At 67.5% G+C, this 25,268-nt stretch carries 20 protein-coding genes and 1 tRNA gene; 10 read left to right on the top strand and 11 right to left on the bottom strand.

The features are described from left to right. Window positions 1–11: 11 nt before the first annotated feature. Window positions 12–2,666 carry a type I DNA topoisomerase gene (topA, locus tag AC1DZT_RS08990; protein WP_478006270.1) on the bottom strand — a complete coding sequence of 885 codons (2,655 nt, stop codon included), beginning with the start codon at window positions 2,664–2,666 and terminating at the stop codon, window positions 12–14. 99 nt (window positions 2,667–2,765) lie between these two features. Beyond that, window positions 2,766–3,911 carry a DNA-processing protein DprA gene (gene dprA / locus AC1DZT_RS08985; protein WP_478006269.1) on the bottom strand — a complete coding sequence of 382 codons (1,146 nt, stop codon included), beginning with the start codon at window positions 3,909–3,911 and terminating at the stop codon, window positions 2,766–2,768. Window positions 3,912–4,117: 206 nt separating this feature from the next. On the opposite strand from dprA, the gene AC1DZT_RS08980 reads away from it, so the two are divergent. From AC1DZT_RS08980 to AC1DZT_RS08965, 4 genes are all read left to right on the top strand, one after another. Further along, window positions 4,118–5,395, top strand: a complete 1,278-nt coding sequence (locus tag AC1DZT_RS08980) for a 4-aminobutyrate--2-oxoglutarate transaminase (protein ID WP_478006268.1) — start codon at window positions 4,118–4,120, stop codon at window positions 5,393–5,395. A 150-nt stretch (window positions 5,396–5,545) separates the two neighbouring features. Continuing rightward, window positions 5,546–6,277 carry an energy-coupling factor ABC transporter ATP-binding protein gene (locus AC1DZT_RS08975; protein ID WP_478006267.1) on the top strand — a complete coding sequence of 244 codons (732 nt, stop codon included), beginning with the start codon at window positions 5,546–5,548 and terminating at the stop codon, window positions 6,275–6,277. Next, window positions 6,252–6,842 (top strand): energy-coupling factor transporter transmembrane component T, encoded by a 591-nt coding sequence (locus AC1DZT_RS08970; RefSeq protein WP_478006266.1) that lies wholly within the window; start codon window positions 6,252–6,254, stop codon window positions 6,840–6,842. Before AC1DZT_RS08975 ends, AC1DZT_RS08970 begins: the two co-directional genes overlap by 26 nt. A gap of 27 nt (window positions 6,843–6,869) precedes the next feature. After that, window positions 6,870–7,412, top strand: a complete 543-nt coding sequence (locus tag AC1DZT_RS08965) for a biotin transporter BioY (protein ID WP_478006265.1) — start codon at window positions 6,870–6,872, stop codon at window positions 7,410–7,412. Here AC1DZT_RS08965 and AC1DZT_RS08960 read toward each other — a convergent pair. The 4 genes from AC1DZT_RS08960 to metF all read right to left on the bottom strand — a co-directional run bounded on the left by AC1DZT_RS08960 (window position 7,409) and on the right by metF (window position 12,141). Beyond that, the gene (locus AC1DZT_RS08960; RefSeq protein WP_478006264.1) at window positions 7,409–8,491 is read right to left on the bottom strand and encodes a thiolase family protein; all 1,083 of its coding nucleotides are present in this window, start codon (window positions 8,489–8,491) and stop codon (window positions 7,409–7,411) included. The two genes, AC1DZT_RS08965 and AC1DZT_RS08960, sit on opposite strands and share 4 nt — an antisense overlap. Beyond that, complete coding sequence (locus AC1DZT_RS08955) at window positions 8,488–9,678, bottom strand: AMP-binding protein (RefSeq protein ID WP_478006263.1); 1,191 nt, start codon at window positions 9,676–9,678, stop codon at window positions 8,488–8,490. Before AC1DZT_RS08955 ends, AC1DZT_RS08960 begins: the two co-directional genes overlap by 4 nt. Further along, window positions 9,675–10,124 carry a type II 3-dehydroquinate dehydratase gene (gene aroQ / locus AC1DZT_RS08950; protein ID WP_478000298.1) on the bottom strand — a complete coding sequence of 150 codons (450 nt, stop codon included), beginning with the start codon at window positions 10,122–10,124 and terminating at the stop codon, window positions 9,675–9,677. Before aroQ ends, AC1DZT_RS08955 begins: the two co-directional genes overlap by 4 nt. 1,138 nt (window positions 10,125–11,262) lie before the next feature. Beyond that, entirely contained in the window at window positions 11,263–12,141 is an 879-nt protein-coding gene (metF, locus tag AC1DZT_RS08945; RefSeq protein ID WP_478006262.1) for a methylenetetrahydrofolate reductase [NAD(P)H], read from the bottom strand. Between the two features lie 90 nt (window positions 12,142–12,231). Here metF and AC1DZT_RS08940 point away from each other — a divergent pair, with 90 nt between their 5' ends. From AC1DZT_RS08940 to AC1DZT_RS08930, 3 genes are all read left to right on the top strand, one after another. Then, window positions 12,232–13,137, top strand: coding sequence for a LysR family transcriptional regulator (locus tag AC1DZT_RS08940; RefSeq protein WP_478006261.1), 906 nt, complete (start codon window positions 12,232–12,234; stop codon window positions 13,135–13,137). A 246-nt stretch (window positions 13,138–13,383) separates the two neighbouring features. Continuing rightward, a complete protein-coding gene (locus AC1DZT_RS08935) occupies window positions 13,384–14,889 on the top strand; it encodes an ATP-binding cassette domain-containing protein (RefSeq protein WP_478006260.1) in 1,506 nt (501 codons plus the stop codon). Between the two features lie 170 nt (window positions 14,890–15,059). Further along, window positions 15,060–15,848, top strand: a complete 789-nt coding sequence (locus tag AC1DZT_RS08930) for an inositol monophosphatase family protein (RefSeq protein WP_478006259.1) — start codon at window positions 15,060–15,062, stop codon at window positions 15,846–15,848. Window positions 15,849–15,869: 21 nt separating this feature from the next. On the opposite strand, the gene AC1DZT_RS08925 is transcribed toward AC1DZT_RS08930, so the two are convergent. The 3 genes from AC1DZT_RS08925 to putA all read right to left on the bottom strand — a co-directional run bounded on the left by AC1DZT_RS08925 (window position 15,870) and on the right by putA (window position 20,572). Continuing rightward, a complete protein-coding gene (locus AC1DZT_RS08925) occupies window positions 15,870–16,595 on the bottom strand; it encodes a rhomboid family intramembrane serine protease (protein WP_478006258.1) in 726 nt (241 codons plus the stop codon). A gap of 69 nt (window positions 16,596–16,664) precedes the next feature. After that, window positions 16,665–17,024 carry a GFA family protein gene (locus AC1DZT_RS08920; RefSeq protein ID WP_478006257.1) on the bottom strand — a complete coding sequence of 120 codons (360 nt, stop codon included), beginning with the start codon at window positions 17,022–17,024 and terminating at the stop codon, window positions 16,665–16,667. Window positions 17,025–17,131: 107 nt separating this feature from the next. Then, window positions 17,132–20,572, bottom strand: a complete 3,441-nt coding sequence (putA, locus tag AC1DZT_RS08915) for a bifunctional proline dehydrogenase/L-glutamate gamma-semialdehyde dehydrogenase PutA (protein WP_478006256.1) — start codon at window positions 20,570–20,572, stop codon at window positions 17,132–17,134. A 105-nt stretch (window positions 20,573–20,677) separates the two neighbouring features. On the opposite strand from putA, the gene AC1DZT_RS08910 reads away from it, so the two are divergent. Continuing rightward, complete coding sequence (locus AC1DZT_RS08910) at window positions 20,678–21,133, top strand: Lrp/AsnC ligand binding domain-containing protein (RefSeq protein WP_478006255.1); 456 nt, start codon at window positions 20,678–20,680, stop codon at window positions 21,131–21,133. A gap of 332 nt (window positions 21,134–21,465) precedes the next feature. Here the strand turns inward: AC1DZT_RS08910 and tal are convergent, their stop codons facing one another. Further along, entirely contained in the window at window positions 21,466–22,401 is a 936-nt protein-coding gene (gene tal / locus AC1DZT_RS08905) for a transaldolase (protein WP_478006254.1), read from the bottom strand. A gap of 291 nt (window positions 22,402–22,692) precedes the next feature. Between tal and AC1DZT_RS08900 the strand changes: the two genes are divergently transcribed. Further along, complete coding sequence (locus AC1DZT_RS08900) at window positions 22,693–24,315, top strand: Na+/H+ antiporter (RefSeq protein WP_478006253.1); 1,623 nt, start codon at window positions 22,693–22,695, stop codon at window positions 24,313–24,315. Window positions 24,316–24,325: 10 nt separating this feature from the next. Here AC1DZT_RS08900 and AC1DZT_RS08895 read toward each other — a convergent pair. Then, a tRNA-Leu gene (locus AC1DZT_RS08895) sits at window positions 24,326–24,411 on the bottom strand. Window positions 24,412–24,559: 148 nt separating this feature from the next. Between AC1DZT_RS08895 and AC1DZT_RS08890 the strand changes: the two genes are divergently transcribed. Beyond that, entirely contained in the window at window positions 24,560–25,258 is a 699-nt protein-coding gene (locus tag AC1DZT_RS08890) for a CoA transferase subunit A (protein WP_478006252.1), read from the top strand. The last annotated feature ends 10 nt before the right edge of the window (window positions 25,259–25,268 follow it).

The following is a 25,268-nucleotide window of genomic DNA, read 5'->3' as shown; positions in this document are numbered from 1 at the left end:
ATCGGCCGAGGTCACCCCTCGGCCGCCCCCGCCACTTTCTTCACCGCCGCCTTTTTGACCGCAGGCTTTTTTGCCGCCGTGGTCTTGGCGGCGGCGGTTTTGGTTGCAGCCTTCGGCGCCGCTTTCTTCACCGCCGTCGTCGCCTTCTTTTCAGCGGCAGGCTTGGCCGCCGCTTTGGCGCGGGTCTTCTTCACCGGGGTCTTGCCGGCCTTTTCGGTCAAGAGCGCCACCGCCTCTTCCATGGTCAGTTCCATCGGATCGCCGGCCTTGGGGATCGTCGCATTGACCTTGCCCCATTTGACGTAAGGCCCATAGCGCCCCGGCATGACCGAGATCGCCCCGCCCTCGGGATGTTCGCCCAATTCCTTGAGCGGCCCCGCCGGCGCCGCCCCGCGCCCCGGACGCCCGGCCAGCTTCTGCGCCAGAACCTCGACCGCGCGGTTCATGCCGATGGTGAAGACCTCTTCGACCTCGGGCAGGTTCGCATAGGTCGAATTGTGCTTCACGTAAGGCCCGAAACGGCCGATCGCCGCCTCGACCACCGCGCCATCCTCGGGGTGGTTGCCCACGATCCGCGGCAGGTGGAGGAGTTGCAGCGCGCGTTCCAGCGTCAGATCCTCGGGCGGCCAGCCCTTGGGCAGGCTGGCGCGCGGCGGTTTCGGTGCCTCGGTCGTGGCCTCGCCCTTCTGGACGTAGGGGCCAAAGCGCCCGGTCCGGATCGAGATATCGAGCCCGTCCTCCTGCCCCAGCACCTTGCCATCGACGGTCGAGGCCTCCTCCCCCCCGGCGATCGGGCGGGTGTAGCGGCATTCGGGATAATTGCCGCAGCCTATGAAGGCACCACCCGAGCGGGCGGTTTTTAGATGCAAACGGCCGGTGCCACAGGTCGGGCAGATCCGCGGATCGGACCCATCGGCGCGCGGCGGGTAGAGGTGGGGCGCCAGGAATTCGTCAATCTTGTCCAGCACTTCGCTGATGCGCAGGTCCGCCGTCTCGGCAATCGCCGCCGAAAAATCGCGCCAGAAGCGGCTCAGGACTTCGGTATAGGTGCGCGACCCGGCGGAGACATCGTCAAGCTCGGTCTCCAGATCGGCGGTGAAGTCATATTCGACATAGCGGCGGAAATAGTTGGTCAAAAAGGCGGTGACGAGACGGCCCTTGTCCTCGGGAATCAGGCGGTTCTTGTCCTTGCGGACATATTCGCGGTCCTGGATCGTCGTGATCACCGAAGCATAGGTCGAAGGCCGACCGATGCCCAGTTCTTCCATCCGCTTGACCAAGGTCGCTTCGCTGTAACGCGGCGGCGGCTGGGTGAAATGCTGTTCGGGCGTGACCTTGCGCTTCTCAGCCGCCTCGCCTTCCATGATCTGCGGCAGGCGACCCTCTTCGTCGCCGTCGTCGTCGCGGCCCTCGTCATAGACCTTCAGGAAGCCGTCAAACAGCACGACCTGGCCATTGGCGCGCAGGCCGACCTGGCCATCGGGCGAGATTATATCGACCACGGTCCGCTCCATCCGCGCCGCCGACATCTGGCTGGCGATGGTGCGCTTCCAGATCAGATCGTAAAGCTTGCGCTGATCGGCCTCGGCCAGACGCAGCTTTTCCGGGGCCGCCGACATATCCGTCGGGCGGATACATTCGTGGGCTTCCTGCGCGTTCTTGGCCTTGTTCTTGTACATGCGGGGGGAGTCTGGAACGTAAGTCGGCCCGAAGGTCGCCTTGATCACATCGCGCGCCGACATCACGGCCTCGGGCGCCATGTCGATGCCGTCGGTCCGCATATAGGTGATATAGCCCGCCTCATAAAGCCGCTGCGCCGCCGACATGCAGGCCTTGGCGCCCATGCCATATTTGCGGGACGCCTCCTGCTGCAGGGTCGAGGTCATGAAGGGCGGATAGGGGTTGCGGGTGGCGGGCTTCTTTTCCACCCCTTTGACGCTGAAGGTTCGATGATCGATAGCCGACACCGCCAATTCGGCCGCCTCGGCGGTCGGAATGTCGAATTTGTCCAACTTCTTGCCGCCGAGCAGGACCAGCCGCGCCTCGAATTCCTGGCCCCGCGGGGTGGCCATCACGGCGGTCACGCTCCAGAATTCCTGGGCGTTGAAGGCCTCGATCTCCATCTCGCGCTCGACGATCAGGCGCAGGCAGACCGACTGGACGCGCCCGGCCGACTTGGCCCCCGGCAGCTTGCGCCACAGAACTGGCGAGAGGGTGAAGCCCACCAGATAGTCCAGCGCGCGGCGGGCGAGATAGGCCTCGACCAGGGGCTGGTCGACCTGCCGCGGATGCGCCATGGCATCGGTCACCGCGGCCTTGGTGATCGCGTTGAAGGTCACGCGGCTGACCTTCTTCTTGCCCTTGGCGATCACCGGGGCCAAGGCCTCGGCCAGGTGCCAGGAAATCGCCTCGCCTTCGCGGTCGGGGTCGGTTGCGAGGATCAGTTCGTCATCGCTTTTCAGCGCATCGGTGATGGCCTTGATATGCTTGCGGCTATCGGCCGCAACCTCCCAGGTCATGGCGAAATTGTCCTCGGGGTTGACCGAACCATCCTTGGGCGGCAGGTCGCGGACATGGCCGTACGAGGCCAGAACCGTGTAGTTGGAGCCGAGATATTTGTTGATGGTCTTGGCTTTAGCAGGGGATTCGACAACGACGACAGGCATGGAATTCCTTTCACCAAGACCGCAGGAACAGCGATCCGCGCAGCGCGGCAAGATGTGTGTCATTGGCGGGGAATGTCAACCGGGGCTGTGAAGCGGGCGTCAGCGGCGCGAAATCAGCCCGCCGGACTGGCGTTCGATCTTGCCCTCAAGCTCCAGCGAGAGGAGCTCGGGCGACAGCGCCGCCGCCGGCAGGGCCAGATCGCGGATCAGCTGATCCTCGGCCAGGGGCGCCGGGCCAAGCCGGGCGAGGATCAGGCTGTGGATCGCCGCGATGTCGCCAAGCCTGCGCCGGGGCGGCACTGGCCCGGGCAGCGGGTCGGGCAAGGCGGCAACCTCGGGTTCCACCACGGGCTCGGGTCGGACCACGGTCTGCGGGGCGGTGGGCTTGGCCTCGATGCCCAGCACCTCGAAAATATCCTGCACGCCGCGCACCAAGGTCGCGCCATCGCGGATCAGCCGGTTGCAGCCGGCGGCGCGGGCGTCGAACGGGTGGCCGGGCACGGCAAAGACCTCGCGCCCCTGTTCCAGCGCGGCCTCGGCGGTGATGAGCGAGCCGGATTTCGCCGCAGCCTCGACCACCACCACACCCCGCGCGAGGCCCGCGATGATTCGGTTGCGCAGCGGGAAGTGGCGGCTTTGCGGCTCCATCCCCATCGGCTGTTCCGACAGACGGCAACCGCGGGCAAGGATCTGCGCCGCAAGATCGGCATTCTCCGCCGGGTAGATCACATCGACCCCGCCCGCCTGCACGGCGACGGTGCCGGTCGAAAGTGTGGCCTGATGCGCCTCGGCATCGACCCCGCGGGCGAGGCCCGAGACGACGACCTGTCCCGCAGCCCCCAAACCCTCCGCCAGCCGCCGCGCCATCCGCAGCCCCAGCGAGGAGGCGTTGCGCGCGCCCACCAAGGCCACCATCGGCCGTTCCAGCAGCGCCAGATCCCCCTGCGCCCAAAGGACCGGCGGCGCATCCTCCAGATCCATCAAAGCTTGCGGATAGGCCGCCTGACCATGCAGCAAAAGCCGCGCCCCCGCCGCCCTGCCCTGCGCCAGTTCGTGCCGGACCACGCCCAGCGGGCAGACCTCGTAATCCGTAACCCCTGCCGCGCTGGCAATCCCGGGCAAGGCTTTCAGCGCCGCCTCCACCCCACCCTGTTCGGCAACGATCCGGTGGAAGGTCACCGGACCGATCCGGCGCGAGCGGATCAGTTGCAGCCAGAGGGCAGGATCTTCTTGGCGCGGGTTCATGGAGATTCCTTTCCCGGCCAGCTTGTCCGCCAGAAGGTTAACGAAGGGTGAATCGCACGGAGCTTCCTGCGGCGATGGCCTGGGAATCGACGGGCCTTGTGTCGCAGCCGGCCGAAATATGGCGCAGGCGGGATTGAAGCAGGGGCAAAAGTTTGATCAAATGGCGCCAAAGCCGCGCAAGGCCCTGCGGCGCATTGGAGAGACCCATGAAAAACGCAGATGTCGCCCTTCGCCGGACTGATTCCATCGCCCGTGGCGTGGGCATGCAAACCCAGATCTACGTCGACAAGGCGCTGAACGCCGAGGTCTGGGATATCGAAGGCAACCGCTACATCGACTTCGCCGCCGGCATCGCCGTGGTCAACACCGGCCACCGTCACCCCAAGGTGATCGAGGCGGTGCAAAAGCAGCTGGAGCGTTTCACCCATACCTGCCACCAGGTCCTGCCCTATGAGAACTACATCCATCTGGCCGAGCGTCTGAACGCCGCCGTGCCCGGCGACTTCGCCAAGAAGACGGTCTTCGTGACGACCGGCGCCGAAGCGGTGGAAAACGCGATCAAGGTGGCGCGCTTTGCCACCGGGCGTTCGGCGGTCATCGCCTTTGGCGGCGCCTTCCATGGCCGGACCTTCATGGGCATGACCCTGACCGGCAAGGTCGAGCCCTACAAGAAAGGCTTCGGCGCGATGATGCCCGATGTCTATCACGTCCCCTTCCCGCAGGAGGTCCACAATATCTCCACCGCCGATGCGATGGCCGGGATCACCAAGCTCTTCAAGGCCGACCTCGACCCGGCCCGCGTTGCCGCGATCATCTTCGAACCGGTGCAGGGCGAGGGCGGCTTCTACCCGGCCCCGGCCGATCTGGTGAAGGCGATCCGCAAGCTCTGCGATGACAATGGCATCGTGATGATCGCCGATGAGGTGCAGACCGGTTTCGCCCGCACCGGCACGATGTTCGCGATGGAAGGTTACGGCGTGGCCGCCGATATCACCACCATGGCCAAGGGCCTTGGCGGCGGCTTCCCGATCGCGGCGCTGACCGGCAAGGCGAGCCTGATGGATGCGGCCAATCCCGGTGGCCTCGGCGGCACCTATGGCGGCAACCCGATCGGGATTGCGGCGGCCCATGCCGTGCTGGACGTGATCGAGGAGGAAAAGCTTTGCGCCCGCGCCAATGAACTCGGCTCGCGCCTGAAGCAGAAGCTGGAATCGATCCGCGCCACCACGCCGGAGATCTCCGACATCCGCGGCCCGGGCTTCATGGTCGCGGTCGAGTTTGCCAACCCCGCCAACCACGAGCCCGATGCCAACTTCACCAACCGGGTGAAGAACGAGGCGCAGAAGCGCGGCCTGATCCTGCTGACCTGCGGGGTTTACGGCAATGTGGTGCGTTTCCTCGCGCCCATCACCATTCCGGACGCGCATTTCACCGAAGCGATGGGCATCCTCGAAGCCTCGGTCGCGGCGGCCCAGCAGGGCTGAGTTCGCTCGGCGGACCCGGCTGGGGGGCTGTCTGCCCCCCAGACCCCCCGAGGATATTTGGGGACCAATGAAGGGGCGGGCCGCAGGGTTCGCCTTTTTGCTTTGCGGTCGGGCGGAGGCGGGGCTAAAGCGCGGCAGTGGCAATGGGGCATGACGATGACGCAAGCCGGGATCATTCTGCAGGGCGCGGGTTTTGCCGTGGCCGGAAAGGTGATTCTGGCGGGGATCGACCTGCGGCTGGGCGAGGCGCGGATCGGTATCGTCGGGCGCAACGGCTCGGGCAAGACCTCGCTTCTGCGGTTGATGGCGGGGCTGGTGGTGCCGACCGCGGGCGCGGTCCGGGTGGCGGGGATCGACCCGGCGAAGGACCGCAAGGCGATGCTGCGCCAGGTCGGCATCCTGTTCCAGAACCCCGATCACCAGATCCTGTTTCCGACGGTGGAAGAGGAGCTGGCCTTCGGCCTGTTGCAGATGGGCCGGAGCAAGGCCGAGGCGCGGGATGTGGTGCGAGAGCTGCTGGCCGCCGATGGCCGCAGCCATTGGGCGGAGGCCGCGACCCATACCTTGAGCCAGGGCCAGCGCCAGTATCTGTGTCTTCTGGCGGTGCTGGCCATGGCGCCGGCGACCCTGCTGTTGGACGAGCCCTTTGCGGCGCTTGACCTGCCGGCGCAGTTGCGCTTGCGGCGCAGGCTGGCTTCCCTGCCCCAGCAGGTGATCACGATCAGCCATGAGCCTGCCGCCGTATCCGACTGCGACCGGGTGATCTGGCTGGAAGCCGGGCGCGTACGGGCCGATGGTGCGGCGGCGCCGGTGCTGGCGGCGTTCGAGGCCGAGATGGAAGCGATCGGAGCGCGCGATGCTGACACTGACCTCCTCGCGTAGGACCTGGGCGCATGGCTTGCCGGCGGGGGGCAAGCTTGCGGCGCTGGTGGTCTGGACGCTGGGTCTGTTCCATCTGCCGGGGCTGGTCTGGCCTGCGGTGGCGGTGGGGCTGGTCACCGCAGTCGCCCTTGCGCTGCGGCTTGGGGCGGAATGGGCCGGGCAGATCTGGCGGCTCTGGCCGATCGCGCTTGTGCTCTTCCTCTGGCACCTTGCCACCGGCACGGCGGCGGAGGGCGGCGTGGTCATCCTGCGCATGATCGCGGCGGTGGGGGCGGCCACGCTGGTCACCATGACGACCCGGCTTTCCGCGATGCAGGAGGTGGTGCTCTGGCTCGCCCGGCCTCTGGCGCCGCTCTTGCCGCCCCGGGTGGTGGCCCTGGCCATCGCTTTGGTCATCCGCTTCGTCCCGGTCATGCTGCTGCGCTGGGAGCTTCTGGCCGAGGCCTTCCGCGCCCGATCGGCGCGCAGGCCGGGCTGGCGTCTGATCGCCCCTTCGGTGCTCGCCGCCCTTGACGACGCGGACCGCGTGGCAGAGGCCTTGCGGGCGCGCGGCGGCGCGGGCTAGAAACGCGGGCGCAACGAGGAGAGCCGCATGGAACGCAATCTGACCCACATCGCCCTGTTTGCCGCGATGATCGTGGTCTTGGGCCTGATCCCCAAGATCGACCTTGGCATCGGCGTGCCGATCACCGCGCAATCGCTGGGCATCATGCTGTGCGGGACGGTGCTGGGCGCCTGGCGCGGCGGGCTAGCGGTGCTGCTGTTCCTCGGCCTCGGGCTGATCGGCCTGCCGGTCCTGTCGGGCGGGCGCACCGTGATGGCGGCGCTGGCGACGCCTTCGGTGGGCTATCTGATCGGCTACCCGATCGCGGCTTTCGTCGCGGGCCTGGTGGTGGAGCGCTGGAAGACCGGCATCCTGCCCGCCGCCTTTGCCGGGGCGGTGGTTGGCGGCATCCTGGTGCTTTACGCCTTCGGCATCCCGGGCATCGCGCTGATGTCGGGCAAGCCCTTGGGTGAGGCCTTCTTCGGTGCGATGGTCTTCCTGCCGGGCGACCTCGTCAAGGCAGTGCTGGCCGCGCTGATCACCCGGGCCGTGGCCCAGGCCCGCCCCGGCGCCCTTCTGTCGCGCGCCTAACGCGCCACCAGCAGGGCTGACCCGATCCCGCCGGCCGCCGCGATCGCAGCCAGCCCCCGGCCCGCGTCCAGCCCGTGAAACAGCCGCACCGCGAGGATGGCGCCCGAGGCGCCGATCGGGTGGCCGCGCGCCAGGGCACCGCCTTCTGGGTTGACGATGGCGGGATCGAGCCCCGCCCCCGCCACGCAGGCGATGGCTTGCGCGGCATAGGCCTCCATCACCTCGGCCATGGCGAGGTCCCGCGGGTCGGTTCCGGTGCTGCGCAGGACCTCGGCCATGGCGCGCAGGGGCGCTTTGCCGGGCTGATCCGGCGCCGCCCCCCGCGTCGCCCCGGCCAGAAGGCGCAGCGGCCGCGGCCCGAGGGGCATGGCGGAAACCACGACGAAAGCCGCCGCATCCGCCGCCACGGCGGCATTGGCGGCGCTGATCGGGCCGGTCAGAGCCCGGGCACGGGCGACCAGCGCCTCGGTCAGGTTGCGGGTGAAGGCGTCTTGCGCCAGGCCAGCGAGGGGCACGATCTCTGCCGCCAGCCTGTCCTTTGCGGCGCGGGCCTTGGCGTGGCTTTGAACCGCCCAGGCGTCAAGGATCGCCCGGCCGAGGCCGAGGTCTTGCGCCAGCTGCGCCGCGGCCGCGTGCATCTCGGGGTCGCGGTCCCCGAAGGGCGTGAAGGGCGGGCGGTCGTAGGGGACGGGCGGGCCGCCGTCGGGATCGGTCGCCAGCCGCAGGGGCCGGCGCGAGTAGCTTTCCGCCCCGCCCGCCACCACGATCCGCGCCGCACCGCTTTCCACCATCGCCTTGGCCAGCAGGATCGCATCTAGCCCGCCCACGCATTGCCGGTCGATGCTGAGGCCCGCCACAGCCTCGGGCAGGCCCGCCGCCAGCGCCGCGAGCCGCGCCGGATTGCCGCCGGCGCCCAGCGCATTGGCGAGGATCACCTCGTCCACCTCCTCCGCGCCGATCCCGGCATCGGCGAGACAGGCGCTGATCACCGGCGCGGCCAGATCATGCGGCATAAGCCTGCGGAAGGCCCCGCCCAAAGGCGCCACCGCCGTTCGCCGTGCCGCGACGATCCAGCTCATCCGAGCCCCCCGGCCAGGGCGGCGAGATCAGTCTTGCCCGAGGCGAGCACCGGCCAGCTCTGCCGCCAGATCAGCGCCTTGGGCGCCCTGAGCGGCCCGAACTCCGCCCGAAGCGCGGCGAGAAGCGCCGGCTCCTGCCCTGGGTCACCCATCAAGACGGCCACCAGATGCAGCCCGCGCAGGGCATCCAGGCGCGGCAGGACGGCGGCGCGGGCCACCCCGGGCTGCGCCAGAAGGAAGGCCTCGATCGCCTCGGGATAGACCGCCTGATCGGCCACTTTCACCATCCGCCCGGTCCGGCCCAGAAGGTAGAGGTTGCCGTCGCGGATCTCGCCCCGCTCGCCCACCGAAAGCCAGCCGTCCTGCCAGCGGGCCGAGCCGGGGTCGCCTTCGTAAGCGTCAAAGAGATAGGGGCTTTTCACCCAGACCTCGCCCGCCTCGACCCGCAGCTGGACCCCCGGATAGGGCGCGCCGACCGCATCCGGAGGGGTGTCAGGTCCGGCCAGGGTGATGAAACTTGCTTCCGCGGCGCCATAGAACTCACGAACCTGCGCCCCCGGCGCCAGAAGCCGCATCTGCGCCCTGAGGCCGCTGTCGAGCTTCGATCCTCCGACGAGGACGAAGCCCAGGTCGGGCAGGATGGGCCCGCCCGCCTCCACCAACAGGCGCAGTTGTGCGGGCGTGGCATAGATCAACCCGATCCGCCGCTGGGCCAGCGCCGCGCGCTGCCGATCGGGGCGGAGCGTGTCCAGAAGATGCAGTTCTGCCCCCAGATGCAGCGCCTCGACCGCGCCATACAGCGCCAGCGAATGTATAAGCCGCCCCAGAACCGCGACCCGCAGGCCCGGGCCGATGCCGAAAAGCCCCGCATTCACCGCGAAACTGGCGATCCAGCTGGCCTGACTGCGCCTGATCCGACGTGGCGCGCCGCTGGAGCCGCCGGTGAGGGTTTCGAACACCGGTGCGGGCCCCGGCGCGGGCGCGGGGCCCGCCCCGCCGATCCGGAAGGCCCCGACCCCGAGCCCGGCCAGCGCCGCCCCGGCGGGGCGGTCGTGGATGACCCCAGCGACCGGCGCCGCGCGGGGAACCTCTTCCCCTGCCCCGTCGAACAGCCGCGCGGCGGGATGCCAGGCAAAGCCTGCCGCTTGCTCCTTGCCAAATACTCCCGCCGGAGGCTCAGGCCTCACCCCGCGCTCCGCTTGCCCAGAAGGGTGCTGATCCGGCGCAGGGCCAGAAGATAGCCTTCCGTCCCGCAGCCCGCGATCACCCCATCGGCCCGCAGGCTGACGTAGGAATGGTGCCGGAATTCCTCGCGCTTGTGGATGTTGGAGATATGGACCTCGATCACCGGGCCTTCGAAGGCATTGAGCGCGTCGAGGATCGCGACCGAGGTGTGGGAATAGGCCCCGGGGTTGATCACGATGGCCGCACCTTGCAGGCGGGCCTCCTGGATCCAGTCGACGAGCTGGCCCTCGTGGTTGGATTGCAGCGCCTTGATCGGCAGGCGCAGCTCCTCGGCCAGGTCGGCGCAGGCCTGGACCACGTCGGCGAGGGTTTCGCGGCCGTAGATCTCGGGCTGGCGCTGGCCCAGAAGGTTCAGGTTGGGGCCGTTCAGGATATAGATGGGTTTCATGTCATTCTCCGCTCGCGGGAAGGTTAGCCTGTCGGGTCGGGGGCGGCAACGGGGGATGGAGGGTGTGAAAGGCGGGGATTGCACGCGTGCAATGTACGGTAAGTTTCTGAAATCGTTATGTATCCTGAAGTTTCTTCACCTTTTGTTAACCGGCGCGGTCCCGCGCGGAAGGCGACAGGAGAAGAGGGAGGCTGGCTTGGGTCTCTTCTCCACTGGGCAGAGCCAGGGAAGAACCGGGCGCTTTGGGGGAGGCACTGGGGCTTGCACCCGGCGATGCAGAGGTCGGAATGAGCCTAAAGCGACCAAGTTACTGTTTCGAGCGTGCTGCCAAATTAAACTCTATGGCATACCATACCGATCCCCCTAACCCTCCCGCCAGAGAGTAAACGCTTATCAGCGCGAACGGGTGGCTGGCGAGTGTTAACCCCGGGTACATTGCAGGGTTCAACACAGGGATCAGGGCCAAAGCGACGCAGACACCGGAACCGACAGCCACAGGAAAAGGGCGAAGCGGTAATCCACCCAAAATATGACGCAGAGCCAAACCGATTGGCATAGTTCCTACGCCGAGGACCAGCCATATGAGAAACCCGCCGATTGATTTGCCCAGTCCATCACCTATTCCAGATGGCCCCTGCAAAATAACTTCGGTACCGGACACGATGACCACCGCTGCCAAAAAAGTTGCAGACACGTGAGCTAGACCCCGCATCACCGAGCCGTCACGGACGCAGGTGACCGCGCGGCGGGGCGCGGCAAGGCAAGACTTTCCAAGCATTGAGCGCGCAGTTCACTCTTGGTCAAAGCTTGCCGGCAAAGAATAGTGGGCATGGCGTCCGTTCAATTTGCACGACGTCAGCATATGTCATGACCCAAATTATACAATCGCACATGAACGTCCGCTCCGTCCCCATTAACGCCCCCCAAAGGCGCACGGAAGCCCGCAGGCATGACGGGTAGGACTGATGGCGTGCCTTTCAATGGGATGGCGCGCGCCGGGTGTTTCTGCTTGTCAAGGGAAGGAGGCGCGGGACCGGGAGGCAGGGCAAGAAAAAGCCGGCCCGGACGGGTCCGGGCCGGTCAGGTGTATTGAGCGCGAAGCGCGCCCAACAGGGAGTGGGGGGCGGACTGAGAGGCCTCAGGCCACCTTTTCCAGCGCCAGCTCGGGCACGAGGCCCAAGGCGCGCACGACCTCGCGGGTCAGATGCGGGCGGTTCAGGGTGTAGAAATGCAGATCCTCGACGCCCTCGCTGATCAGGCGGTCGCAGAGCGTGGTGCATTGGGTCAGGGCCAGAAGCTCCTCGCGGCCATCGCGGGCGGCGAAGGCAAAGGCCTCGTCCAGACGCTGGGGCACCTTGGTGCCGCAGCGGGCGGCGAAGCGCTTGGCGCCCTCCCAAGACTGGATCGGCAGGATGCCCGGGATGATCGGCGCGGTGATGCCTTCGGCCACGCAGGCATCGCGGAAGCGCAGGAAGGTTTCAGCCTCGAAGAAGAACTGGGTGATGGCGGAGGTGGCTCCGGCATCGAGCTTGCGTTTCAGGAAGCGGATATCGGCCTTGTCATCGGCGGCATCGGGGTGGCGTTCGGGATAGGCGCCGACGCGGATCTTGAACTTGCCGGTCTGGGCCAGAGCCTCGACCAGTTCGACCGTATTGGCGAAACCGTCCGGATGCGGGGTGAAACGGTCGGCACCCTTGGGCGCATCGCCGCGCAGGGCGACGATCTCGGTCACGCCGAGAGCGGCATAGCTTTCGGCAATCTCCAGCGTCTCGGCCCTTGTCGCATCGACGCAGGTCAGGTGGGCCGCGACGTTCAGGCCGTAGTTGCGGTGGATCGCGCCCACGGCGTCATGGGTCAGCTTGCGGGTCGTCCCGCCCGCGCCATAGGTGACCGAGACGAAATCCGGCTCCATCGGTGCCAGTGCCTGAACGGTTTCCCACAGCCGGAAGGACGCATCCAGCGTCTGCGGCGGGAAAAATTCAAAGGAAATGCGGGCACGGCGGGTCACGAGGGTCATCTGGGTACTCCTTAACTCTTGCCCCTTTGTGCCAGATCGGTGAAACTGAATCCAATTCATATAATTCACGATGATCATGAGGTTCATCGCATGTACCTGGAGCTTCGCCACTTCCGCACCCTGCGCGCCATTCAGGAGGCCGGGGGTCTGGCCAAGGCGGCCGAGATCCTGAACACGACGCAATCGGCCCTGAGCCATCAGGTGGCCGGGCTGGAGGATCAGGTGGGGATGGAGCTTTTCGTGCGACGGTCGAAGCCGATGCGCCTGTCGGCGGCAGGGACGCGGATGCTGAAGGTGGCCGAACGCATCCTGCCCGAGATTGCGGCGCTGGAGGAGGAGTTCCGCGGCCTTCTGTCGGGCAAGACCGGGCGGCTGCATATCGCGATCCAGTGCCACGCCTGTTTCGACTGGCTGTTTCCGGTCTTGGAGCTGTTCCGCCATGCCTGGCCGGAAGTCGATGTGGATATCCGCGCCGGCCTTGCCTTCGACAGCTTTCCGGCGCTGTTGCGGGAAGAGGTGGATCTGGTGATCTCTTCCAACCCCGAGCCCTTGCCGGGGATCACCTTTCATCCGCTCTTCGATTATCACCCGACCTTCATCGCCTCTTCCAAGAACCCGCTGGCGGCCAAGGCGGTGATCGAGGCGGAGGATTTCCGCGACCAGGTGCTGATTACCTATCCGGTCGGGCGCGACAAGCTGGACATCTTCACCGAGCTTCTGACCGAGGCCCGGGTGGAGCCGCGCGCGCAAAGGGCGGTGGAGCTGACGGCGGTGATCCTGATGCTGGTGGGGTCGGACCGCGGCGTGGCGGTGCTGCCCGACTGGGTGATCCGCGATGTGAAAAGCCATGCCGATTATGTCACGCGCCCCTTGGGGCCGGGGGTGATCACCAAGCGGCTTTACGCCGCCACCCGCGAAGAGGATTCCGCCCGCCCCTTCATGGCGCATTTCCTGCGCCTAGGGCGCAGCGAGCCGGTCAAGCTGCAGCGCGGCTGAGGGGGCCACGATTTTTCTGCGAAAAATCAAGGGCCTCCGGCGGGGATATTTGGACCAGTGTGAAAGGGGTTGACGGCGGGCGGGTTGCGCGGGAAGGATGGGAGCATGGAACTTCATTTTGTCAGGATCAACAAGTCCGGCCCTGTCCCTGCCCTGCTGGTGTAGCAGGGCGGCTTTCGGTTCCCTTTCCGGTCCCAAGGCTCGCCCCGAGGCGCTTTTGCGCATGTCTGGTTTCGGAGCCTTCCCATGAGCCTTCTTGCTGTCAAATCCCTGTCCCTGACCCTTGGTCTGCCGCTGTTTGCGGATCTGTCCTTTTCTGTCGAACCCGGCGAAAGGCTGGGGCTGATTGCCTGCAACGGGCGGGGGAAATCCTCGCTGTTGCGCTGCCTTGCGGGGCAGCTGGAGCCTACGGGCGGGGATATCACCAGGGCGCGCGGGGCGACCTTGCGGCTGGTCGAGCAGGAGGTGCCGGGGGCGCTGTTGGGGTTGGGCCTGCGGGAAGCGGTGCTGCAGGTGCTGGGCGATCCGGAGGGCGAGGGCTGGCGGGTCGATGTGGCGCTGGACGATCTGGCGGTGCCGGAGGCTTTGCGCGATCAGGCTTTGGGCGGGCTTTCGGGTGGCTGGCAGCGGACGGCGCTGCTGGCTCGCGCGGCGGTGGCCGAGCCGGATATCCTGCTGCTGGACGAGCCGACCAACCATCTGGACCTGGCGCGGATCGGCCTGTTGCAGGCCTGGCTCAAGGCCCTGCCACGCGATGTGGCTGTGATTGCGGCGAGCCATGACCGCGCCTTTCTGGACGCGGTGACGACGCGCAGCCTGTTTTTGCGCGACACGGGCTCGCGCGCCTTTGCCCTGCCCTATACGCGGGCCCGGGCGGCCTTGGCGGAGGCGGATGCCGCGCAGGGGCGGCAGTTCGAGAATGACCTCGCCAGGGCCGATCAGCTGCGCCGGCAGGCGGCCAAGCTGAAGAACATCGGGATCAACAGCGGATCGGACCTGCTGGTCATCAAGACCAAGCAGCTGAAGGAGCGCGCCGGCAAGATCGAGGCCCAGGCCAAGGCGGCGTTCAAGGAGGTCTCGGCCGGGGAGATCCGGCTGGCCCATTCGGGCACCCATGCCAAGGCGCTGGTCACCCTGAACGATGCGGCGGTTGCGACGCCGGATGGGCGACCCCTGTTCCGCACCGGGCAAAAGTGGATCGAGCGCGGCGATCGGGTCGTGCTTCTGGGCCGCAATGGTGCCGGCAAGACGCAGATGGTGGGGGCGGTCCTGCGGGCGATCCTGGAGGGGGATGCGGCGATCCGGGTCACGCCCTCGCTGGTCCTGGGGCATTCCGACCAGGGTCTGGCGCAGTTGCCGCCCAAGGCCACGCCGTTTGATCTGGTGACGGGGTACAAGACGGGGGATGGCCCGGCGCGCAGCATGTTGGCCGAAGCGGGGATCAGGCTGGACATGCAGACCAAGCCCCTCGCGCCTTTGTCGGGCGGGCAGAAGGCGCGGCTTGCCATGCTGCTTCTGCGGCTGGCCAAGCCCAACTTCTACCTCCTCGACGAGCCGACCAACCATCTGGACATCGAAGGCCAGGAGGCGCTGGAGGGCGAGCTTCTGGCCCAGGGCGCCACCTGCCTTCTGGTCAGCCACGACCGCAGCTTCGTGCGCAATGTCGGCAACCGCTTCTGGCGGATCGAGAAGAAAGCCCTGGTCGAGGTCGCCGATCCCGAGGCCTTCTTCCGCGACGAGCTCGACGCCTGAACGGTAGGATGGGCAATCTGCCCATCTTCCGGCGCCGGCAATTCGGCGAAACTTCCGCCCCCGCCGCCGCATTGCCGGTGCCCGCGCCGCATTCGCCCTTTCCTTCATGGGCCGGGACGTGTATGCGCTCGCCGTTCCAGACCTTATGATCCATCCTCTCGGAGTGCCCCATGCAAGGCAGTGCCAACCTCAACCTGATGATCAAAGCCGCGCGCAAGGCGGGCCGTGCCTTGGTCAAAGACTTCCGCGAGGTGGAGAACCTTCAGGTCTCGGCCAAGGGCCCCGGCGATTTCGTCTCCAAGGCCGACCGCGAGGCCGAAAGGCTGATCAAGGAAGACCTGATGGAAGGCCGCCCCAGCTATGGCTGGATCGGCGAAGAGACAGGCTCCACCCCCGGGGCCGACCCGACCCGTCGCTGGATCGTCGATCCCTTGGACGGCACCACCAACTTCCTGCACGGGCTGCCGCATTGGGCCGTCTCGATCGCGCTGGAGCACAAGGGCGAGATCGTCTCGGCCGTGGTCTTCGATGCCGCCAAGGACGAGATGTACTGGGCCGAGAAGGGCGCCGGCGCCTGGATGAACGACCGCCGCCTGCGCGTCTCGGGGCGCCGCCACATGCATGAGGCGATCTTTGCCACCGGCGTGCCCTTCGGCGCCAAGAAGACCCTGCCCGCCACGGTCGCCGATCTGGCCCGCCTGATGCCGGGCTGTGCCGGGGTGCGGCGCTGGGGTGCGGCCTCGCTCGACTTCGCCTATGTCGCCGCCGGCCGCTTCGACGGCTATTGGGAGCGCGAGCTGAGCGCCTGGGACATGGCCGCGGGCCTGCTTCTGGTACGCGAGGCGGGCGGTTTTGCCGAAGCCGTGCGCGAGGGTGACGATATCCTCGATTCCGGCTCGATCCTCTGCGCCAATGACGCGCTTTTCGCGCCCTTCGCCAAGATCATCCGCAACACCTGAGACAGCGCCTTTCCGCCGCCCTCACCGGCGGCGGGGCACCGATGGCAGGGCGCTGGGGCTGACCTGCAGCTCCGGCACCGCGGTGGTTTCCGGCACCGCGACCTGCGGCGGCGGGCGGCGGAGCAGAAGCGACAGGGCGAAGCCTGCGGCAAAGCCGCCGATATGTTCCCAATAGGCCACGCCATCCGTCAGGCCCGGATCGGCCAGGCCCGACCAGACCTGCAACCCGATCCAGAAGCCGAGCACCCCCCAGGCGGGAATCGCAATCGTGCGCCAGAAGACCACGAAGAAGAAGAACACATCGACCTTGGCGCGGGGGTAAAGCCTAAGGTAGGCGCCCAGCACCCCGGCAATCGCCCCCGAGGCGCCCAGAACCGGCGCGCGGCTGTAGGGGTCGTGCAGGTATTGCGCCCAGGCCGCCGCCACCCCGCAGGCGAGATAGAACAGAATATAGCGCCAGCGGCCAAGCCGCGCCTCGATATTGTCGCCGAAGATCCAGAGGAACAGCATGTTCCCCCCCAGATGCAGCCAGCTGCCATGCAGGAACATCGCGGTGATCAGCGTGTCATAACGCGCGCCGAAATGCAGGCGGAACGGGATGAAGGCCCAGTTGAACTGGAACAGCATCTGATCGGTGCCCTGCAGCATGACGTGGCTGTAAAGGAACAGCACCACATTCACGGCAATCAGCGCCTGCGTCATCCGCGGCTTGACCGTCGAGGGGTTATGGTCGCGGATCGGGATCATGGGGTCAACTTGGGCCCTCTGCCCGCCAGGTCAAGGGCCGCGCGCGCGGCCGTGACCGCTGCCCGCCGCTCATGCGCGGTCCGACGGATGGTTGACCCCGTCCGACCACGGCACCGCGCCCAGATCGCGCGGGTTCACCCCCGCGAGGATCGCGACATTGATGCCATATTCATTGGGGTTGGACCGCCGCTGGTGGTGGGTATAGATGCCGCAGGTCTTGCAGAAGTAATGCTTGGCGGTCCTGGTGCCCCATTGGTAAAGCGTCAGGTTCTCTGCCCCCTTCAGGATCGTCAGCCCCGACAGCGGCGCCGAGACGACGATCGCCCCACGCCTGCGGCAGAAGGAACAATCGCAGCGCCGGGCGGTGGCCAGACCGTCGCTCAGGCTGACCTCGATCTCCACCGCGCCGCAATGACAGGTTCCGCGCATCGGCCCTCTCCTTCCCCGTTTGCCGCAGCATCGGCGCAGGGTCGGGGCGGGTCAAGGTGGTGACGGGGCAAAGCTGCCCCGCCGTGGTGTTTGGCCGTGGTGTTTCCTCAGGCGCCTGCCTCGGCCAGAAGCTGGGCATTGCCGCCCGAGGCGGTGGTGTCGATGCAGATGTGCCGCTCCATCACCGCATGGGCGGCGTCGGGCGCATCGCAGATCAGGGGCAGGATCGGCCCCTTGCGGGCGGCGAGGGCCTGCACCCGCAGCCGCGCCCCCATCGCATCGCCCCACCAGAGCGCGCCGGAGAAGCCCTGCAGCCGCGTCAGGGCCGCGATATCCAGCCCCGGCGCCTCGATCGCCTGGCCGCCCAGCGCGCGGATCGCATCGGCCTGGGCCAAGGCGGTGGCCGCCGAAGGGCCAAGGCACAGCACCGGCAGGCGCGGATGGCTGGTCAGCCGGTTCGATTCGCCGGTGGGACCGGGCAGAACCAGCGCCTCGCCGCCCGGCATCGGGCGCGCGAGGGTCAGGGCGGCGGCGGTCTCGCCCTCGGGCGTGGCGCGGTCTTCGGTTCCTGCGGCAGGGGCGGCACCTTGCGTGAAGCGGGTCAGGTAATGCGGCCCGCCCGCCTTGGGGCCGGTGCCCGACAGCCCCTCGCCCCCGAAGGGCTGGCTGCCCACCACCGCGCCGATCTGGTTGCGGTTGACGTATATATTGCCGGCATGGACGCCCGCGACCACACTTTGCACCCGGTCGTCGATCCGGCTGTGCAGGCCGAAGGTCAGACCATAGCCCGTGTCATTGACCGCCTTGACCACCGCCTCGACGCCCCCGCTCGGGAAGGTCGCGACATGAAGGACCGGGCCGAAAATTTCCTTCGGCATCTGGGCGATGCCTTTGACGCGGATCACGGTCGGGGCGATGAAATGGCCCTTGGCCTCGGTCGGCAGGGCAAGGGCCTTCATCACGCGGCCCTCCTTCTTCGCCTGAGCGATGTAGTCTGCGATGCCGCTCTGCGCCTCGGCGTCGATCACCGGGCCGAGGTCGGTCGACAGGACCCAGGGGTTGGCAATGGTCAGCGTCTCCATCGCCCCTTCCAGCATGGTCAGCACACTTTGGGCGATATCCTCCTGCACATAAAGGCAGCGCAGGGCCGAGCAGCGCTGGCCGGCCGACTGGAAGCTGGAGGCGACGATATCGCGCACCGCCTGTTCGGGCAGGGCGGTGGAATCGACGATCATCGCATTCAGGCCGCCGGTTTCGGCGATCAGCGGCGCATTGGGGTCCAGATGGTCGGCCATGCTGCGCCGGATCAGAAGCGCCGTCTCGGTCGAGCCGGTGAAGGCCACGCCTTTCACCCGCGCATCCCGGGTCAGGGCCGCGCCGATGCTGCCATCACCGGGCAGCAGTTGCAAAGCACTGGCCGGAACCCCGGCTTTCAGCATCAGGTCCACCGCCAGCGTCGCAATCAGCGGCGTCTGTTCGGCGGGTTTGGCGAGGACGGCATTGCCCGCAGCAAGCGCGGCGGCGATCTGGCCGGTGAAGATGGCGAGGGGGAAGTTCCACGGGCTGATGCAGGCGAAGACGCCGCGCGCCGGCGCGGTCAGCGCCCCTGCCCCATCGGCGTAATAGCGCAGGAAATCCACCGCCTCGCGCAGTTCGGCCACGGCATCGGCGAGGGTCTTGCCCGCCTCGCGCGCCAGAAGCGCGAAGATCGGGCCAAATTCAGCCTCGTAGAGGTCGGCGGCGCGGCGCAGGATGGTGGCGCGGATCTCGGCGCTGGCGATCCAGGGCTCGGCCAGACGCAGGGCGGTGTCGACATCGGGCTGGCAGGCGGTGGTGACATGGCCGGTCAGGCTGCCATCGGCGGGGTTGCGCACCTCGAGCTGCAGGCCACCGGCCACGCGACCGGCGAGGCGGGGGGCGGCCTCGAAGATGGTGGTGAGATGCGGCGCGCGCCCGGCTTCGATCGCGGCGAGGTCTCCGGCGTCGGTCAGGTCAAACCCATGCGAGTTCTGGCGCGGCAGGAAGAGGTCGGTGCCGGGGCGCAGGCCGGGGCTTACCGGTTCCATCGCCTCCAACTGGGTCAGCGGGCAGGCGGCGACGCGTTCGGGGGAAAGCTCTTCGTTGACGATCTGGTGGACGAAGCTGGAATTGGCGCCGTTTTCGAGGAGGCGGCGGACGAGATAGGCCAGAAGGTCGCGGTGGGCGCCGACCGGGGCATAGATCCGGCAACGAGTGGCGTTTTCCGCCAGCACGATGTCATGCAGGCGTTCGCCCATGCCGTGCAGGCGCTGGAATTCGAAGGCTTCCGGGGTGACGCCTGCTTCCAAAGCCAGATGCAGGACGGCGGCGACGGTATGGGCGTTATGGGTGGCGAATTGCGGATAGATCCGGTCGGTCATCGACAAAAGCTTGCGGGCATTGGCGAGATAGCTCGCATCGGTGCCCTGCTTGCGGGTGAAGACCGGGAAGGAGGCGAGGCCAAGGGTCTGGGCGCGCTTGATCTCCGAATCCCAATAGGCGCCCTTGACCAGACGGACCATGATCCGCCGGTCGTATTTCGCGGCCAGCGCATGGAGCCAGTCGATCACGGCACCCGAGCGGCGGCCATAGGCTTGCACGACGACGCCAAAACCGTCCCAGCCCTTGAGGCTGGCATCGGACAGGACCGCCTCGATCACCTCGAGCGAGAGGGCCAGACGGTCGGCCTCTTCGGCGTCGATGTTCAGGCCAAGGCCAGCGGCGCGGGCGAGACCGGCCAGAGCGCGGACGCGGGGGACGAGTTCGTCCATCACCTGGGCGCGGCGGGCGACCTCGTAGCGCGGATGCAGGGCGGAAAGCTTGATCGAGATGCCGGGATTGGTGCGGATGTCGCCGGTGGTGGCGGCGCGGGCGATGGCGGTGATCGCGCGGCTATAGGCGAGGTGGTAGTGCTGGGCATCGGCTTCGGTCCGGGCGGCCTCGCCGAGCATGTCGTAGCTGTAGGTATAGCCCTTGGCTTCCAGCTCGCGGGCGCGCTCCATCGCGGCGTCGATGGTTTCACCCAGAACGAAGGCGCGGCCCATTTCCTTCATCGCCCGGGTCACGGCGGTGCGGATCACCGGCTCGCCCAGACGTTTCATCGCGGCGCGCAGGTGGCCGACCACGCCGGGCTCGCGTTCTTCCAGCACCTTGCCGGTGAGCATCAGGGCCCAGGTCGAGGCATTGACCAGGCTGGAGGAGGATTTGCCGAGGTGGCGGCCCCAGTCGGCGGGGGCGATCTTGTCCTCGATCAGGGCGTCCATCGTGGGAGCATCCGGCACGCGAAGGAGCGCCTCGGCGAGGCACATCAGCGCCACGCCCTCATCGGTGGAAAGCCCGTATTCGGCGAGGAAAACCTCCATCAGCCCGGGCTTGGCGGAACCACGGATGGCGCTGACCAGGCGGGCCGCGCGCGAGGAGATGGCGGCCCGCGCCTCTGGCCCGAGTCGGGCGGCGGCGAGGTTCTGCGCGACCAGCGTCGCCTCATCGGCCAAAGATCCGTGCTGGATGATGTCCCAGGCTGCTTGCATCTTGCTTCCCCTATGCTTTCCGCCATCATATCAGGGGTTTCAAAGGGATTTGTCCTGAAGATGGGGCAAAGCGCGGGCGGATCGCCTGAAATTTTGGGGTGGCACATGCCGAACGACCTGCTGGACAGCTATGACCTTGCGATCCTCGAGGTGCTGGAGGCCGAGGGGCGGATCAGCGCCACCGAACTCAGCCAAAGGATCGGCCTGTCGAAGTCGCCAACCCAGGCGCGGATGAAGCGGCTGGAGGCGCAGGGGGTGATCCGCGGCTATGGCGCGCGGCTGGACCGGGTGAAGATGGGGCAGGCCCATGTGGCCTTCGTGGAAGTGCGGCTGTCGGACACGCGGGAGGCGGCCTTGCAGGCCTTCAACCGGGCGGTGCAGGGCGTGGCCGAGATCGAGGAATGCCACATGATCGCCAGCCGCTTCGACTATCTTCTGAAGGTGCGCACGGCCGATATCCAGGCCTATCGCCGGGTTCTGGCCGAACGGATTTCAGCCCTGCCGCATGTGGCGGGCACCTCGACCTATGTGGCGATGGAGGCGGTGAAGGAGGGCGCGTGACCCTCCGCCGCCGCAAGGATCACTCCTTGGTCTTGTTGACGTTGAGCCCGCCCTTGGAGCTGGCCACGGCAATCGTGGTCACGGCCTTGGCGGCCTCTTTCTTCGGTTTCTTCACTTCTTTGCGTTTGTTCATGCCCTTGGCCATGTCACTCTCCTGCTGGCGCGTCTGCGCGACTCATGGCGCAGTGTGGGGGTAGTGTAGGCCCTGAAACCCGGCGGGGGAATCCTCGATTTTTCTGCGAAAAATCGCAAGGACGCCGGGGGGCAACGATTTTTCGGCGAAAAATCGGGAAAGACGCCGGGCGCCGGGTTGGCGGCGCCCGGCGCGGCGGTCAGAGCTTGGCTGCGACCATCGCCTCGAGCTTCAGCGTGTCGGCGTGGAAGTTGCGGATGCCTTCGGCGAGCTTTTCGGTCGCCATCGCGTCCTCGTTATGCTCCCAGCGGAAATCGGCCTCGGAGATCGCGGCGGCGGTGCCGACGCTGGCCCCGGCGGTCAGCTTGCGCGGCAGATCGCCCATGTCCTCGGACAGCTTGCCCATCAGGTCGGGCGAGATGGTCAGACGGTCGCAGCCGGCCAAGGCCTCGATCTGGCCGGGGTTGCGGAAGGAGGCGCCCATCACCACGGTCTTGATGCCATGGCTCTTGTAATGGTCATAGATGCGGCGGACCGAGAGGACGCCGGGGTCTTCCTCGGCCGTGTAGGTCTTGCCGGTGGATTTGCTGAACCAGTCGGTGATCCGGCCGACGAAGGGCGAGATCAGGAAGACGCCGGCATCGGCGCAGGCCTTGGCCTGGGCCATCGAGAAGAGCAGCGTCAGGTTGCACTGGATGCCGGCCTTTTCCAGCTCGCGCGCGGCCTGGATGCCTTCCCAGGTCGAGGCGAGCTTGATCAGGATGCGGTCTTTCGGCACGCCCAGTTTGGCGTAAGCGTCGATGATGGCATGGGCCTTGGCGATCGAGCCGGCCTTGTCGAAGGAGAGGCGGGCGTCGACCTCGGTCGACACGCGGCCCGGCACGATCCCGGCCAGTTCGGCGCCGAGGCCGACGGTCAGGTCCTGCACGATGGCGGAGACGGCATCGGGCGTGCCCTTGAGGCGCGCGACGCTGGCGGCGAATTTCTCCTGCATGGCGGCGCCCTGCACGGCCTTCAGCACGAGGCTCGGGTTGGTGGTGCAGTCTTGCGGCGCCAGGCGGCGGACGGCCTCGATGTCGCCGGTGTCGGCCACGACGACGGTCATCTGGCGGAGCTGGTCAAGTTTGCTGGTCATGATGCGGTCCTCTGTCGGGTTCGCGGGAATAGGCTGCTGCATGTCTGGCATGACTTGGGCGGATGGGAAAGGTCCGCTGGCGGGTTTTGACCCGGGCAGAGCGGCGGGCGGGGGATGAAAATCTGCGCGCCCGGGGGCCCGAGCCCTGCGCCAAGGCACATCCCGCGCCGATCCCGATTGGCGGCAGCCATGAAGCTGTGCTTTACCGCAAGCCGGGCCCCGCGCCGATGCCGCAGCGTTTTTCGCTGCGGCGCCGGCCCCGGGCCGCAACCATCGACCCGGGGATGCCAGGTGCACGCGATCATCATCTCTCTCACCCTCATGGTCATCGTCGTGCTGAGCAGCATGGTCGGCGGGGTACTGGCCCGCGACGTGCCGCGGCCGCTGGTGCAGATCGCCTGCGGGGCGCTGGCCTGCCTGCTGCCGGACCTGCGGATCAACCTCAACCCCGACATCTTCTTTCTGCTGCTGGTGCCGCCCCTGCTGTTCATCGACGGCTGGCACATTCCGGCGGACGAGCTGGTGGATGACCGCTGGACCATCCTGCACATGGCGCTGGCGTTGGTGGTGGCCACGGTCGTGGTGGTGGGCAGCTTCACCGTCTGGCTGGTGCCGGGCCTGCCGGTCGGGGCGGCCTTCGCGCTGGCCGCGGCGCTGGCCCCGACCGACCCGATCGCGGTGACCGCCATCGCCAAGCGCCTGCCGGTGCCGCGCCGGATGATGAACATCCTGGAAGCGGAATCGCTGCTGAACGATGCGACCGGGCTGATCTGCCTGCGCTTTGCGCTGCTCTTTCTGGCGACCGGCAGCTTCTCGCTCTTCACCGCCTCCACCACCTTTCTCTGGGTGGCCTGCGCCGGGCTCGCGACCGGCTTTGGCGTCACCTGGGCCGTGGTGCGCGTGAAGAACCTGGTCGTGCAGCGCACCGGCGAGGAGCCGGGGGCGCAGATCGCGATCAGCCTGCTTCTGCCCTTCGTCGCCTATCAGGCGGCCGAGCTTCTGTCGGCCTCGGGCTTCTTTGCGGCGGTGGCGGCGGGGGTGACGATGGCGCGGGCGGAATCCACCGGGGCGGCGCTCGGGGCCACGCGGATCCAGCGCAGCGCGGTCTGGGATTCGGTCCAGTTCATCGCCAATGGCATCGTCTTCGTCCTGCTCGGCGCGCAGCTGCCGGTGCTGCTGACCCGGGCGCGGGCCACGGTGCTGGAGACCGGGCACCACAGCCTCATGTGGCTTTTGATGCTGATCGTGGCGGTCTATGCGGCGATGCTGGCGGTGCGGCTGGTCTGGGTCTGGGTCAGCGTGACGCTGGCGCGGCGCGGGCGGCGGCTGGATGCGACCCCGGCCACGCGGCTGATCCTTGCCACCGGGCTGGCGGGCACCCGGGGGGCGGTCAGCTTTGCCGGCATCCTGACGCTGCCGGTCGCCCTCACCTCGGGCGACACCTTTGCCGAGCGCGAGCTGGTCATCCTGATCGCGATGGGGGTCATCATCCTGTCGCTGGCGGTCGCGGCCATCGGCCTGCCGCTGCTGCTCCGCTCCGGTGCGGCGCTGTCGCCGCAGGACCGTTCGGGCGAGATCGCCGGGCGGGCGGCGGCGGCCACCGCGGCCCTGACCGAGATCGACCGCATCCGCACGCTGCACCCTGCCCCCGATGCCGAGGCCGAGCTTTACATCGCCGCAGCGGCCGAGGTCGCGCAGCCCTATCTTCTGCGGCTGGAAAGCTATGAGGCGGCCCCCGCCGACCTTGCCGGGGCCGAGGCCCGGACCCGCGTCTTGCGCGAGGTGCAGCTGGCCGCCGTGCGGGCCGAGCGCAAATCAGTTGTGCAATCGCGCCGCCAGCGCCTGATCAGCGCCACGGTGGCGCGGCGGATGGTGCGCGAGCTTGACCTGCTGGAAGCGCATTACGAAAGCTGAACCCGGGGTCTGGTGCCCGCGGCCGGGCTCGAACCGGCACGGCCGTGAGGCCTGAAGATTTTAAGTCTTCTGTGTCTACCATTTCACCACGCGGGCAGGCGGGGTCCGGGCGCACCCTATCCTGACCTGCCCGACAGGGTAAAGTCACCGCGACGCATTCGGCGCCCGCTTTGCCGCATCGCGGCATTGACTTGAGCTGCGCGTCAAGCTTTGGTGTGGGCCAAGAGTTGGCGGGAGGTTCGACATGAACAAGGAATATCCCAGTGCTGCGGCGGCGCTGGACGGGGTGTTGTTTGACGGGATGACGATTGCCAGCGGCGGTTTCGGCCTCTGCGGCATCCCCGAGCTTCTGATCGCGGCGATCAAGGACGCCGGGACCAAGGATCTGACCGTCGCCTCCAACAACGCCGGCGTCGATGGCTTTGGCCTCGGCATCCTGCTGGCCACGCGGCAGATCAAGAAGATGATCTCCTCCTATGTCGGGGAAAATGCCGAATTCATGCGGCAATACCTCAGCGGCGAGCTGGAGCTGGAGTTCAACCCGCAGGGCACCCTGGCCGAGCGTCTGCGCGCCGGGGGGGCGGGCATCCCGGGCTTTTACACCAAGACCGGCGTGGGCACCGTGATCGCCGAGGGCAAAGACCACAAGGAGTTCAACGGCCAGACCTATATCCTGGAAACCGGGATCGTGGCCGATATCTCGATCGTCAAGGCCTGGAAGGCCGACCCTTCGGGCAACCTCGTCTTCCGCAAGACGGCGCGCAACTTCAACCCGCCCGCCGCCACCGCCGGCAAGATCTGCATCGCCGAGGTCGAAGAGATCGTGCCGCTGGGCAGCCTCGACCCTGACGCGATCCATCTGCCGGGCATCTATGTGCACCGTCTGATCCAGGGCCAACACGAAAAGCGCATCGAGAACCGTACCGTCCGCCCCCGGGCCTAGGAGCCGCCCG

The sequence above is a fragment of the Rhodobacter sp. P1_C2 genome (genome assembly GCF_056406375.1).
The sequence above is the reverse complement of the archived record's forward strand: the minus strand, read 5'-3'. Positions and strand labels throughout refer to the sequence as shown.

Bases quoted from the DNA above. Each gene is read 5' to 3' on its own strand.
- metF (WP_478006262.1), bottom strand. From the start codon at position 12,141: ATGACCCTCGTGACCCGCCGTGCCCGCATTTCCTTTGAATTTTTCCCG.
- AC1DZT_RS08980 (WP_478006268.1), top strand. From the start codon at position 4,118: ATGAAAAACGCAGATGTCGCCCTTCGCCGGACTGATTCCATCGCCCGT.
- AC1DZT_RS08965 (WP_478006265.1), top strand. From the start codon at position 6,870: ATGGAACGCAATCTGACCCACATCGCCCTGTTTGCCGCGATGATCGTG.
- AC1DZT_RS08960 (WP_478006264.1), bottom strand. From the start codon at position 8,491: ATGAGCTGGATCGTCGCGGCACGGCGAACGGCGGTGGCGCCTTTGGGC.
- AC1DZT_RS08975 (WP_478006267.1), top strand. From the start codon at position 5,546: ATGACGATGACGCAAGCCGGGATCATTCTGCAGGGCGCGGGTTTTGCC.
- AC1DZT_RS08920 (WP_478006257.1), bottom strand. From the start codon at position 17,024: ATGCGCGGAACCTGTCATTGCGGCGCGGTGGAGATCGAGGTCAGCCTG.
- tal (WP_478006254.1), bottom strand. From the start codon at position 22,401: ATGACCAGCAAACTTGACCAGCTCCGCCAGATGACCGTCGTCGTGGCC.
- AC1DZT_RS08925 (WP_478006258.1), bottom strand. From the start codon at position 16,595: ATGATCCCGATCCGCGACCATAACCCCTCGACGGTCAAGCCGCGGATG.
- aroQ (WP_478000298.1), bottom strand. From the start codon at position 10,124: ATGAAACCCATCTATATCCTGAACGGCCCCAACCTGAACCTTCTGGGC.
- AC1DZT_RS08910 (WP_478006255.1), top strand. From the start codon at position 20,678: ATGCCGAACGACCTGCTGGACAGCTATGACCTTGCGATCCTCGAGGTG.
- AC1DZT_RS08930 (WP_478006259.1), top strand. From the start codon at position 15,060: ATGCAAGGCAGTGCCAACCTCAACCTGATGATCAAAGCCGCGCGCAAG.
- AC1DZT_RS08890 (WP_478006252.1), top strand. From the start codon at position 24,560: ATGAACAAGGAATATCCCAGTGCTGCGGCGGCGCTGGACGGGGTGTTG.
- AC1DZT_RS08940 (WP_478006261.1), top strand. From the start codon at position 12,232: ATGTACCTGGAGCTTCGCCACTTCCGCACCCTGCGCGCCATTCAGGAG.
- dprA (WP_478006269.1), bottom strand. From the start codon at position 3,911: ATGAACCCGCGCCAAGAAGATCCTGCCCTCTGGCTGCAACTGATCCGC.
- AC1DZT_RS08970 (WP_478006266.1), top strand. From the start codon at position 6,252: ATGCTGACACTGACCTCCTCGCGTAGGACCTGGGCGCATGGCTTGCCG.
- putA (WP_478006256.1), bottom strand. From the start codon at position 20,572: ATGCAAGCAGCCTGGGACATCATCCAGCACGGATCTTTGGCCGATGAG.
- AC1DZT_RS08935 (WP_478006260.1), top strand. From the start codon at position 13,384: ATGAGCCTTCTTGCTGTCAAATCCCTGTCCCTGACCCTTGGTCTGCCG.
- topA (WP_478006270.1), bottom strand. From the start codon at position 2,666: ATGCCTGTCGTCGTTGTCGAATCCCCTGCTAAAGCCAAGACCATCAAC.